At 70.2% G+C, this 12,419-nt stretch carries 11 protein-coding genes; 9 read left to right on the top strand and 2 right to left on the bottom strand.

The features are described from left to right. Positions 1-15: 15 nt before the first annotated feature. From WMF34_RS06415 to WMF34_RS06385, 7 genes are all read left to right on the top strand, one after another. Entirely contained in the window at positions 16-1,038 is a 1,023-nt protein-coding gene (locus tag WMF34_RS06415) for a DUF2169 family type VI secretion system accessory protein (protein ID WP_437992738.1), read from the top strand. Then, entirely contained in the window at positions 1,035-2,132 is a 1,098-nt protein-coding gene (locus tag WMF34_RS06410) for a 3-oxoacyl-ACP synthase (protein WP_437992737.1), read from the top strand. The genes WMF34_RS06415 and WMF34_RS06410 overlap by 4 nt, the downstream gene beginning before the upstream one ends. After that, positions 2,129-3,454, top strand: a complete 1,326-nt coding sequence (locus WMF34_RS06405; RefSeq protein ID WP_437992736.1) for a PAAR-like domain-containing protein — start codon at positions 2,129-2,131, stop codon at positions 3,452-3,454. The genes WMF34_RS06410 and WMF34_RS06405 overlap by 4 nt, the downstream gene beginning before the upstream one ends. Positions 3,455-3,457: 3 nt before the next feature. Then, positions 3,458-4,192, top strand: coding sequence for a hypothetical protein (locus WMF34_RS06400; RefSeq protein ID WP_437992735.1), 735 nt, complete (start codon positions 3,458-3,460; stop codon positions 4,190-4,192). A 105-nt stretch (positions 4,193-4,297) separates the two neighbouring features. Next, on the top strand, positions 4,298-4,945 hold the full coding sequence (locus tag WMF34_RS06395; RefSeq protein ID WP_437992734.1) for a peptidoglycan-binding domain-containing protein: 648 nt from the start codon (positions 4,298-4,300) through the stop codon (positions 4,943-4,945). Positions 4,946-5,018: 73 nt separating this feature from the next. After that, a complete protein-coding gene (locus WMF34_RS06390; RefSeq protein ID WP_012233831.1) occupies positions 5,019-5,798 on the top strand; it encodes a hypothetical protein in 780 nt (259 codons plus the stop codon). A 2-nt stretch (positions 5,799-5,800) separates the two neighbouring features. Next, on the top strand, positions 5,801-7,597 hold the full coding sequence (locus tag WMF34_RS06385) for a hypothetical protein (RefSeq protein ID WP_437992733.1): 1,797 nt from the start codon (positions 5,801-5,803) through the stop codon (positions 7,595-7,597). Between the two features lie 64 nt (positions 7,598-7,661). Here WMF34_RS06385 and WMF34_RS06380 read toward each other — a convergent pair whose 3' ends face one another. Next, positions 7,662-8,429 (bottom strand): TIGR02996 domain-containing protein, encoded by a 768-nt coding sequence (locus WMF34_RS06380; RefSeq protein WP_437992732.1) that lies wholly within the window; start codon positions 8,427-8,429, stop codon positions 7,662-7,664. Between the two features lie 213 nt (positions 8,430-8,642). Continuing rightward, entirely contained in the window at positions 8,643-9,554 is a 912-nt protein-coding gene (locus tag WMF34_RS06375) for a LysR family transcriptional regulator (RefSeq protein ID WP_437992731.1), read from the bottom strand. Between the two features lie 57 nt (positions 9,555-9,611). Here WMF34_RS06375 and WMF34_RS06370 point away from each other — a divergent pair, with 57 nt between their 5' ends. Both WMF34_RS06370 and WMF34_RS06365 read left to right on the top strand, forming a co-directional pair. Beyond that, positions 9,612-10,619, top strand: a complete 1,008-nt coding sequence (locus tag WMF34_RS06370; protein WP_437992730.1) for an aldo/keto reductase — start codon at positions 9,612-9,614, stop codon at positions 10,617-10,619. A 391-nt stretch (positions 10,620-11,010) separates the two neighbouring features. Beyond that, positions 11,011-12,141, top strand: coding sequence for an alpha/beta hydrolase family protein (locus WMF34_RS06365; RefSeq protein WP_012233826.1), 1,131 nt, complete (start codon positions 11,011-11,013; stop codon positions 12,139-12,141). Positions 12,142-12,419 lie beyond the last annotated feature (278 nt).

Genomic DNA, 12,419 nt, shown 5'->3' with positions numbered 1-12,419 from the left:
CCGCGCACTGGCTGGATGCCCGCCCTCGACAACCTCACCCCGCTCGCGGCCGCCGATTTCCCGTCGCTCACCCGGGACGGGGCGGAGTGCCTCGTCGTCGTCGCCGCCGGCAGCTTCGTCCTGCCTGCGCCGGGGCGGCCCGCCGCGGGGCCGCTGCGCCTTTGCGACGAGCAGCCCGCGCCGCGCGCGGCCGACGCGTACTGGGGCGAGCCCGGGGCGTCGAGCCTTCGTTATGAATCGGAGGCCGCGTACACGCGCCCGCTCACGGACGTGCTGCTCCATGGCCATGCATGGACCGCCGGCGGGCGGCGGGCGGCCACGGCCTCGGTCGCGATCCGCGTGGGCCGGCTCGAGAAGCGCGCGCTGGTGTTCGGCGCGCGCGTCTGGAAGCGCGGTGTGGCGGGGCTCTCCGCCTCGATCCCGGAGCCCTTCCGGTCGATGCCGCTCCGCTACGAGCAGAGCTTCGGCGGGGCGGCGGCCGGCGCATACGACGCGCGCAACCCGGTGGGCATGGGCCTCCACGCGAGCGAGCGCGAGGCGCAGGACCGCCCCTTGCCGTTCATCGAGGACCCCGCCGCGCCCATCGAGCGCTGGTCGGACCGGCCTCCGCCGTGCGGCTTCGGTCCGGTGGCCCGGAGCTGGCAGCCGCGCCTCGCCCTCGCGGGCACGTACGACGCGGCGTGGATCGAGCGGCGCGCCCCGCTCTGGCCTGCCGACTTCGACGAGCGCTTCTTCCAGGCGGCGCCGCGCGGCCTCTCTGCCTCGCCGCACCTCCGGGGCGGCGAGCCCGTCGTGCTCGACGGCGTCTCGCCGGACGGCCCGCTCGCGTTCTCGCTGCCCGTGTGCCGGGTGGTCGCGAAGTGCGCCTTCGCGCGGCGCGTGGTGCGGCGGCTCATGACCCTCGACTCGGTCTACCTGGAGCCGGACGAGCGGCGCGTCTCGCTCATCTACCGCGCGACGTTCGTGGCCCACGGCGAGCTCGCCGGGCACGAGGCCACCACGGTCCGCCTGCTGGAGCCGTGGGAGAACGCGCCGTGAGCGGCGAGCGCGTCGTGGGCCTCGGGCTGTGCACGCCGGTCGGGACGACCGCGGAGATGACGCTCGCGTCGATGCGGGCGGGGCTCGCCCGCTTCGCGGAGACCTCGGTGCGGGACGGCGCCGGCCAGCCCGTGCGCGCGTCGCGGCTCTCGACGCTCGATCCGACGTCCACCCGCACGGAGCGGATGATCGAGCTCGGCCGCGCCGCGCTCGACGGCCTGCGGCAACGGCTCGAGGCCCTCCCCGGGCGAGCGCCGCTCTACCTCGGGCTGCCGGAGCCGGGGCTCGGGGCGGAGATCGCGCGGGAGCCGCTCCTCTCGGCGCTGGCGAGGCGCGATCCGGCGGCGCGCGCCGGGGCGCGCGGCGCGATCGAGCTCGCCGGGGCCTACGAGGCGGGGCGCGCGGGCTTCTTCGAGGCGCTCTCCGCGGCGATCGAGGACCTGCGCGCGGGCCGGGCGGGGCCTTTGGCTGTGGTGGGCGCGGTCGACTCGCTCTGCGACGCGGGCTCGCTGGCGGCGCTCTCGGCGGCGCGGCTGCACCTCGGCGCGGAGAACCGCGACGGGCGCATCCCGGGGGAGGCGGCGGGGTTCGTCGTGCTGGCGCGGCCCGGCGCGGCGGCGACGATGGGCCTCGACGCGCTGGGCGTCGTGCTGGGCGTCGCGCTGGGGGCCGAGCCCGCCCCGTTCGCGTCGCGGGTGCCGAGCGCGGCCGACGGGCTGACGGGCGTCTTCCGCGCGCTCCGGGGGGACGCGGCGGCGGGGGCGCGGCGCGTGGACGAGGTGATGAGCTGCCAGCCGGGCGACTCGTTCTGGGCGACGGAGCTCTCGCGCGCGTACCTGCGCAACGCCGCGCTGATGCCGGAGCCGCTCGCGCTGTCGGCCGCGGGCGAGTGGCTGGGCGACGCGGGCGCGGGCGCCGCGCCGGTGATGCTGGCCGCGGCGCTCCAGAGGCGGCGGCGGCGCGCGCTCCCTCCGGGGCAGGCGCCGCGCGCGCTCGTGTACGGCAGCGCGGACGGCGCGCCGGGCCGCGGGGGGCGCGTGGGGGCCTGCGTGGTGGAAGGGGCCGTCGCGGCCCGAGGAAGGGAGGAGCGGTGAGCAACGTCTTCGCGAACGGCCGCCTGGTCCTGCACCAGGGCGACGGGCTCACGCACATCGCGGCGCCGCCGGACGTCTGCAAGGTGCCCACGCCGGCCGGCCCGGTGCCCACGCCGTTCGTGAACACGGCGCAGGACGCGATGCTCGCCAAGGGGAGCAAGCAGACGGCGATCGCGGGCAACCCCGTGGCCCTCGCGAGCTCGGAGCTCAGCACGAGCACGGGCGACGAGCCGGGGTCGGCCGGGGGCGTCATCTCGTCGAAGATCAAGGGCAAGCTGACCTGGAGCGGGTCGAGCATGGACGTGAAGGTGGAGGGCAAGGGCGTGGTCCGGTTCCTCGACCCGACCATGCACAACGGCAACACGTTCAACAGCGCGTTCATCTCGAACGGGCAGACGGGCCTGGCCTACGGCGACGACGCGCCGTGCGTGGTGTGCCGGCAGGCGCTGGACAACCACCGCGTCCACGAGACGAGCGCGGTCGTCGAGACGCTGCTCGCCCTCTTCGCGGAGCTCGAGAAAAAGTTCCGCGCGCAAGAGGAGCTCCTGCGCAAGTACCTCGCTCTCGTGGAGCAACGGCGGGAGAAGCGGGCCGTGTTCGAGCGCAAGATCGATGAGCAGAACGTGTCCTTGAAGCAGCTGGAGACGGCTGCGGCCTCCGCGAAGACGGACCTCGACAACGCGCCCAAGGAGAAGAAGGCCGAGCTCGGCAAGAGCTACAACGAGGCCCAGAAGAAGGTGACGACGAAGCGGGACGAGATCAAGGCCCTCAGGCGAGAGGCCGAGGTCGCGACCGAGGACCTCACGAAAGAGCTCCGCAAGATCAACGACGAGCTCGGGGCAAAGCCCCCTGTCCTCGGCGAGGACGAGAGGACCGGCACGTACACCAAGCCCTATATGATCGGGGCGTGTATCTGCAAGTGCAGCCAGGCCCCCAAGATGCTCGCGGCCGCCTCCGGCAAGGTCACGCCCGGCTTCAGCGACGCCGTGAAGGCCACCGGGAAGTTCGTGCTCGTCGACGGCTTCACGCAGAGCGACCGGCAGAAGGGCGCCCTCGAGAGGCTGAACCGCAACGCCTGGGACTGCGCCGCTCCCAAGCTCCTCGAGGCAGGAGGCGCGGGGGGACACAAGGTCAAGACCATGTCGGAGAAGTGGTACTCGCCGCTCGGCGTGACCGTCAAGGTCACGTACACGAAGACGAAAGACGGAGAGAAATCGAGGAACCTGCAGGAGTTCCGGCACAAAGAGTCGGTGCCTTCGTGCGAGACCTGCCAGGAGCTCATCCCGGAGATGCTCTGCAAGAACCAAGAGGAGTGCTCCTGAGCCATGGAAGAGCTCCTCTCGCTCCTCGACCGCTACGCGCCGGGGTACCGCGGCCGGGTCCAGGGCGTGTACGGCTGGCGGCTCGACGAGATCGAGGACCGCTTCGGCCGCCCTTGCCCGGGCTTCTACCGAGCGTTCGCGCTGGCGATGGGCGCCGAGGGCGGGCCGCTCCTCGAGGGCCTTCACGAGTACCACCCTTCCAAGATCGCAGACCTCTACGCCCTCGCTCCATGGATGCCGCCGCGCCGCTTTCTCTACGTCTTCGGCGACGCGTCCCCGGACGGGCAGCACTACTTCCTCGATCTCGACGCCCCGTCCGAGGCCGAGGACTGCCACGTCGTCCGCTTCCCCTTCGGCGAGCAGACGTGGACGACGCGCCTCACCCGGCGGTTCGTGAGCCTCCGGGAGATGCTCTTCGTGCTGGCCATGACGAACGTCCACCTCCCGATCTTCCCTCACCGCGCCGAATATCTCTCGACCGGCGGGCCGGCGGGCGCGCCTCCGCGCGCCGAGGACGTGGCCGTCATCCTCGAGCGGCTGGGGTTCACGCGGCTCCCGTATCCGCGGCGCTGCCTCCTGTTCGAGCGGCACGACGCGGGCATCCTGCTCTACCGACGCCCTGACGACCCGGGCTTCTCGCTGCGCGTCGGGTTCCTCGATCCGGCGAAGCTCCGAGGCTTCGAGGCCGTCATCGAGGACGCCGCCGGGCTTTCGCGGTGGCGAGGCGCGGCGGTCTAGCGGCGCGCGCGCCTCGCCGTGAACGACATGGCCGCCGCGCGCCGCCGTGGACGCCCTCCGGCGCGGGCGTCTATCATCGACGCTGGCGCGTGGCAGGAGGTCCAGGTGGGATCCGCGAAGAAGCACATCGTCAAGCAAGGGGAGTGCATGTCGAGCATCGCCTTCGAGAACGGGTTCTTCTGGAACACGCTCTGGTCGCACCCCGAGAACGCCGCCTTGAAGGAGTCTCGCGACAGCCCCTTCGTGCTCCGACCGGGCGACGTGGTCCACGTCCCTGAGCTGACGCTGCGAGAGGTCAGCGCCGCGACGGGCGCCAAGCACACCTTCCGTCGCAAGGGCGTGCCCGCGAAGCTGCGCCTGCGGCTGCTCGTGATGGATAAACCGCTCGCGAACCTCCCCTACGTCCTGACGTACGGCGACCGGAAGATCGAGGGAACGACGAGCGCCCAGGGGCTGGTCGAGGCCTTCGTCCCCCCGGACATGCCGCGCGCGAGGCTGACGGTGGGCGAGGGGGACGACGTGCACGTCTACAACATCGCTCCACGGACGCTCAACCCCTCCCGAGACGTCGACGGAATCCAGGCACGCCTGGCCAACCTCGGCTATTACAGCGGTCCGCGCCATGGCGAGCTCGACGCTGCCACGATCGCCGCGCTGAAGCGCTTCCAGAGCGACCACGACCTCGAGGCCACGGGCAAGCCCGACGAGGCCACGGCATCGGCGCTGTCCGAGCGCCACACCAGCTCGAGCTGAGCCGATGCCCGCCGCTGCCTCCGACCACGAGCGCCGCCCGGGCGCCCCCGAACCCTGGGCCGGGGCCTGAGCCGTGCGCTCGACGAAGCTCCCCGCGCCCGGCAGCCCCGCCTATACGAGGCTCCGCGAAGACGTCCTGAGCTACCTCTGGCGGCGCTATCCGCAGCACTGCGTCGTCCTGACCGATCCCCGGAGCCGCCGCGCCATCGACGTCGGCATCGCTCGCGCCGCCCGCCACGGCTTTCGAGACGCCGTGGACATCCGCCCCTTCGTGGGCCTCATGGTCTTCCTCGGGAGCCATTTCGACGAAGATCCACAGCTCCCCTGGGCAGGCGAGCATCTCCGCCAGAGCGCCCGCGCGAGCCGCGCCGACGCGATGACCGGCTTGCTCGGCGAGACGGCGCGGCGCATGGAGCCGATCGTCGGCCGGAGCGGCGAGTATTACAGGCGCGCCTTGGCCTGGTCGGACGCCCGCGGCTTCGAGGAGATCGCCGCGGCCCACGACGACAGCGACGACGGGCTGCGCGGCTTCTTGAGGCAGCTGTATCGCCGGAAATACGACGCTCTCGGCGACGACTCCGTGGAGCGGCTGATCCAGGGCGCGCGGAGCGCGGCCAGGCAGCACGGCCTCACCGCGGGGCCGGCCGTCATCGTGTACCTCGGGCTCATGTTCCTGCTCGGCAGCGCCTTCGACCGGGATCCGTTTCACCCCTGGGCCAGCGAGGCGCTCGCCACCGCCGCCGCCTCGGGTCCCGCGCCGCGGGGATGCGAGCTCCACGAGAGGGCCATCGAGACCCTCCGCCGCTACACGAGGCTCGACAGGCTCATGCAAACACGCACATCGGGAGGTTGACCATGGGGTGCTGCTGCGGGACCGGCGCCGTCGACGACGAGGCGGAACAGCGCCGTCTCGTCCAGGACGAGCCCGACAACGACGCGCGAGACGTGGAGGCCGGCCTCGAGGGGCTCAACGTCGTCAATGTACTGCTGCCCACCGTCTACTATGTGATCGTCGGCCGAGGTCCGATGGCGGTGGTCAACCACCGCACGCTGGTGGAGTCCGCGTGGGGGCAGGGTCGCCTCGGCGAGCTCCCGGTCCTCCATGTGGGCTTTCCCAACCCCTGGCCGAGGTATTTGCAACACGGCCTGGGCCAACCGAATCACCTCCTGAGCTTCCCGGCGTTCGCCAATCAACCCTCCGTGGGAGGGAACGCGATCGACGGCGGGCTCGACTCCCAGCACTTCGGCGCGCAGATCAGCGCAGAGTTCGACACGCTCGGCGCCGGGGTCGCAGAGGAGTGGGTCGGGCTGATCCAGACGCGCGCGGGGATGGAGGCGATCGACGCCCGGATCGCGGCCGAGGAGGGCGGCGGCGCGGTTCGCGACGCGATCAACCTGCGAATCCAGGACCCGTGGCCGGCCTTCGCAGACGGCGAGGCTCCATATCGTCTGTGCTTGTACGATCCAGCGAACGGGACGGCCCGCCTGGTCTACGCCGCGAAGATCGACATCTGCACCGGCCCGGGCCGCCCGCTCGTCATGCCGCCCCGGGACGGGGACAGCGCCGAGACCACGGGCGCGCGGACTCCCCCGTGGCTCAGCCCCGAGGTCTGGTCGCTGGTCGAGCGATGGCGCAATCGCAGGACGCTCAACGGCGTGGACGCGATCCGGGATGAGGTGGTGTGGAACGTTGGACAAAGGGTCTGTGTCACCGCCGGCGGAGGCGTGGGCCTCAACGCGGCGGAGAAGGCACGAAACAGGCAATGCGCCCTCGACTGGTTCGGCCGCGCGGGCCTCATGGCTATCTTCGAGAACCCGAGGAACATCACCTTCCTGAAAGACCCGAACACGAACGTCGCGCGTGAGCCGGCGCGACGCCGGGACGTCGGCATCGACGGTGAGGACGACCTGATCGCCTCCTCCAGGCGTGCCCGCATGGGGCGCGGCGCCATCCTGGCCAGTGCCGCGGCAGCCGACGAGGCCGTCGAGGTGCGGCTGGCGGCCGCGCAGGGGGAGAACAACATCCGTGATTGGTGGGCCAACCGGAGCCCGTTGAACGCCCAGGAGGCCCGCTGGACACTGTCGAACGAGTACGAGCAGGAGGTCGCCGGGCTGGAGGTGGTAGAGTCTCGCGAGTACGATCGCCTGGTCATCCCCAACGGGCAGGAGACGGACGCGGTCGGGCACCCGCGCTCCTTCGCTCATCACCTGGTCTTTCAGGCCGTGGAGGAGGCAGGCCGGCTGGTCGCCCTCGAGACGGCAGACCACCTCGTGCGGATCCTCGGAGCCGCGTGCAACAACTATCCCGGGTACGGAATCGGCACGCGGAACGTCCACGGCAACACGCCGAAGGATAGAATGTGGATCTTTCACGCGACGCTGCCCGTGTCGGCGGTGCCCGACGGCTTCATCATCTGTGGTGTCAACACCGCGCTGGCGAACCGCTATTTCGAGGATCACCCGAACAGGAACGTCAACACGATGACCCCCGGCGAGCTCGCCGGGGTCGTGGGCGACGTTCTCGCGGCGCGCATCATCGCGGAGCGCAACACCAGAAACGGCTATAGCAACCTGCAGCAGCTCCGGGATGCCTGTAACAGCCAAGATGCCAGGCTGGCCCAGCTGGAGTTCGCCTACCCGGTAGCAGGGTAGACCTCGCGCGCAGCCGCCGCGAAGCGGCCAACGCCTCGATGGCTCCCGCGCGCGTCCAGCGCGCCTACACCTCGAATCGACCGGGAATGACCTCCCGATGCAACCACGCCTGATGGCCGAAGCGCGCCTCGAGGCTCTTGCCCTCCGGGGGCATCCAGCTCGCGACGACGATGCCGCTGTCGTACCCGAGGCGCTCCACGGGGTCGGTCGGGTTACCGCGAAGCTCGACATACCGGAGGTCGCGGAGGAAGGGCGACGCGGCGAGGGCCTCCGCGGCGGCGAGGGTCAAGTGGTTGTCTGCCACCGAGAGCCAGCGCAGGTTGGTGACGTGAGGCGACGCGGCCAGCATCTGCAGGTGCAGGTCGTGAAGGCCACACGCGTCCATCGACAATGACCGGATGTGGGACCAGAGCGGCGAGTCGAAGAGCGCCTCGTCGACGTCGCGAACGTCCGTCAGATCGAGGTGCTGGACGGGCGCCAGCGCCATGATGCTATCGCCATGGTCGAGGAAGCGCCGAGCGCTCAGCTTGATCCAGCCGACGAAGCCCCGCACGAAGTGGTACGCGTCGACCGACCCCGCGATCGCCCCTGCCCACGAGGCGCCGTGGCGCTCGATGAGCTCCCAGATCCGGTGCTGGAGGCCGAACGCGCGGCCGGTCTTGATGACCTCCGGGGCCGTGTGCATGAGGTCGATCTGAGCACGAATGAGCTCGCCCCGCGCGATGGACACGGCGTCTCCCTGGGCGTCGCTCCACCGGGCGTAGTCGAGCCGGGGAGCGTCGTCGTCCGGCGCGTCCAGGACCGCCTTCAAGAGTGTCGCTTCATCCGCCATGGCGCTCGACGCAGCCGAGCCTACATGGCCTCGCACACCGCGCCAACCGCGATCGATGAGCCGAGCATCGGCGTGCCCTCGCGCCTTCACAGGGCAAGAGCCGACACGCACGGGACGGCCCGGCGGTCAGGCCGCGCGGCCCCGGCGAGCTCCGCTCGCGCCGCCGCGCTCGGCCGCCCCCGGAGCGCTCCTCCGTGCGCTCGGGCAGGCCGGTCATCCCTTGCTCAGCGGCCGCGCGATCTGGACGATCTTCTCCCGCGCGAACTTGCACGCCTCGTCGTCGTCCGTGGCGGCGGGCCAGAGCAGCTCCATGTACCCGGGCTGGACCTCGAACGGCAGGGGCTTGGTCCGGAGGTGCGGCCTGACGGCGCGGATGTCGTCGGCGACGATCTCGGGCACGGTCGCCAGCATCGCTGTGCCGTCGATCAGCGCGCCCAGGTTGGAGAAGCTCGCGACGGAGCACCGGATCCTCCGCGTCTTGCCGAGCAGGTCCTCCACGAAGCCGCGCAGGTCCCCGTTGTACGAGACGATGACGTGATCGTGCGCGAAGTACTGGGCCTCCGTCAGCTTGCGCAGGCGCGCGTGGCGCGGGTCGTACAGGCAGGTGAAGCCGGTCTTCAAGAGCCGCTTCCGGCAGACGTTCGAAGGTAGATCGTCGGCGACCGTGATCGCCGCGTCGACGCCGCCCGCGAGCGCCGCGCCCACGGTGCGGAACTGCACAGGCACGGCGACGACGCGCATGCGCGGCGCCTCGCGCTCGAGCGCGCGCAAGAGCGGCGGGAGCAGCCACACCTCGGCCGTGTCGGAGAGCCCGAGGCGGAGGGTGCGCTCGCACGTCTTCGGGTCGAAGGCCGGCGGCGCCAGCGCGGCCTCGATCAGGGCGCCGAGGTGCGGCTTCAGCGACGCGCGCAGCCGTTCGCCGCGGCTCGTCAGCGCGACCCCGCGCCCGCTCCGCACGAAGAGCGGCGCGCCGATCGTCGCGGTCAGGCGCCGGAGCGCGGCGCTCACCGCCGGCTGCGTCAGGTACAGCCGGCTCGCCGCCTCCGTGACGCTGCCCGCCTCGGCGACGACGGCGAAGACGCGGAGCAGGTTCAGGTCGAGGTTTATCCCATAAATTTCAGACATGTAGATAATACATACTATTCATTGGATCAATGAAACGCGAGTGCCTAGGGTGACGGCATGACGACGACGAACACCACCAAGCTCGGCAACACTGGCCCCTCCATCTTCCCCCTCGCCCTCGGCTGCATGAGCATGGGCGGGGGCAGCTGGTACGGCGAGAGCGACGACGCGGAGAGCATCGCGACCATCCACGCGGCGCTCGATCGGGGCGTGAGCCTCCTCGACACCGGCGACTTCTACGGCATGGGCAAGAACGAGATGCTCGTCGGCCGGGCCATCAAGGACCGGCGCGACAAGGCCGTGCTCAGCGTGAAGTACGGCGGCCTGCGCGCGCCCGACGGCACCTTCCTGGGATTCGACGCCCGTCCGATGGCGACGAAGAGCTTCCTCGCCCATAGCCTGTCGCGCCTCGGCGTCGACTACATCGACGTCTACCGGCCCGCGCGCCTGGACCCGGCGGTCCCGATCGAGGACACGATCGGCGCCATCGCCGACATGGTGAAGGCGGGCTATGTCCGCCACATCGCCCTCTCCGAGGTGGGCGCGGAGACGATCCGCCGCGCCGCGCAGGTGCACCCGATCGTGGACCTCCAGATCGAGTATGCGCTCGTGAGCCGCGGCCCCGAGGCGACGATCTTCCCCGCGCTCGCCGAGCTCGGCATCGCGGTCACCGCGTACGGCGTGCTCTCGCGCGGGCTGCTGGCCGGGAGCAAGCCGGCCGGCGCGGGCGACCTGCGGGCCCACATGCCCCGCTTCTCGGGCGAGAACGCCCGGAAGAACCAGGCGCTCGTCGACGCCTTCGTTCGCCTCGCAGCGAGGCGCGGCGTCACCCCCGTGCAGCTCGCCGTCGCCTGGGTCCGCGCCAAGGGCGCCGCGCAGGGCGTCACGGTGATCCCGACGATGGGCGCGCGCACGCGGAAGCAGCTCGACGATGCCCTCGCCGGCCTCGAGATCGCGCTGGCGCCCTCCGACCTCGCCGAGCTCGAGGCCGCCGTCCCCGCGGAGGAGATCGCCGGCACCCGCTACCCCGCGCCCATGATGGCGATGCTCGACAGCGAGAGGTGACCTCAGGGCGGCCTCATCGTCGATGCGTGGATGAATTGATCGGGGTGGGCGGAGAGGAAGAAGGAAGGATTCACAGGGAGGCGGGGAGGCGGGGAGACGAGAGATGGGATTCTAGTTCTCTCCCCTCCCCGTCTCCCTGTGTACGCTCTCGCTCTGCTTCGCGTGCTGTGGAGTGAGGGCGAAGCTCGCGCGATAGCGGCAGCGGCTTGACGAGCGGCGCCTGGCGCTGGCCAGCATTTGGGCCTTGCGGCTCAGAGCCGATCTGTGAGACCTTTCGTTGGGCAGACCACGAAAGGCAACGATCTGGACAGACCTGGGCCGGCGGCTTCGGTTGACCCATCGACGGATGGTTGGGTAGACGAAGAGAACCGCAGGTGTAGGGCATCTACGGATGTGGCAGGCGACCCCCACTGACGACATCGATCGCGAAATAGCTGCCATGAAGCCGGTCGGGCGCGGGCGTGTTGTCGCGCGCATTCTTGGCGCCATAGCACTGGTGTTGCTTGCTGCCGCTCAGCTCCTCTTCGTTGCCGCAAACGGCGTGACGGCCTCCACCCTGACCCTCGGGGCGCTGTCGGTGGCGATTTGCCTGACGACCATGGTACGACCTCCGCCCGATGGCGCCAGGCGGGTCGCATGGATCACGACGACAGCGCTGTGTTTGATGGGTGTTTCGACGTTCGTCGTCGTCAGATTCCGCGCTGTACCTCCGCCTCAGGAATTTCGCTTCGTCGACGAAGGTCGTCGCGATGCGTCGCCTCCATGGCTCAGCCGGCTCGCGGACGAGCGGGAGACAGTCCTGGCTGGCTTGTACTTCTCGGAGTCGCTGGGGTTCGTCAAGGGTCGTGAGAGGGATCACCTCGACCAGCTCCTTCGCAACGCCTACTCGGAATCATCGCGCCCCTGGCCGAATGCTGTCCTCGTCGAGTCCTCATCCCATGCCTTGAGGCACCTCGAGCACGTTCCAAGCAGCGGAACGGCCGTTCCATGTATCGTATTTTTGCACGGCTTCGGCGGTCAACTCACGGCCTATCTACGGGTGCTCCACCAGGCGTTCGGCGATCGGTTCGTCATTGTTGCGCCCTTCCTCGACTATACGGGCGCATTTTGGACACCGCGCGGCAAGTCGGTGGTCAGCGCTCTCGTCACGAAGCACTTGCCCGCCGAGGTAGATCGAGCGCGTATCTTCCTCATCGGCCTGTCGAACGGCGCCGTTGGCGCGACTGCGATCCTGCAAGATCCAGAGCTAGCGCAGCAGTTCCGCGGATTCGTCCTCGTCTCCGGGATCGGCGAGGTCGTGCAGCCGAACCTGGGGGCGAACGTCCTTCTGATTGCAGGCACGAAGGACACGCGGTTTCCGCTGGACGACATCCAGCGCACGACCGAAACGCTACGGGGAAGCGGGGTTCATGTGAAGATCGAAACGTTTCCGGCAGACCATTTCCTGTGGCTGAGCCACGCACGAGAAATGACGACAACCATCGACGGCTGGCTATCACCGCAATTGCAGGAACAGGAATAGACCAAGTGGCCGCTGGCTCTCGATCCGGGTCCTCGCGAAGACATTGGCTTTCAGCGGGCCCGCTACTTCCTCTGCTCGGTCCGCCCTGCGACGATGCAATGGGCCTCGCCGCCTCCCCGCAACGAAACGGACAGGTGATCAGGATGAAAGTCCGCGTGCTGGTGCTCCCCCTCCTCATGTCACGAGCCCCGCTTCGGCCGGCGCCCCGCCGCCGAGCTTCTCGCAGCATGTCTATCTGTGCGACAGCCATCTGCGGCCTGTGATCGCAGGGCCTTGGA

The organism is Sorangium sp. So ce145, assembly GCF_051525985.1.
GTDB classification, from domain to species: domain Bacteria; phylum Myxococcota_A; class Polyangia; order Polyangiales; family Polyangiaceae; genus Sorangium; species Sorangium cellulosum_B.
Note: the sequence above shows the minus strand (reverse complement) of the source record. Positions and strands in the feature narration are given on the sequence as shown.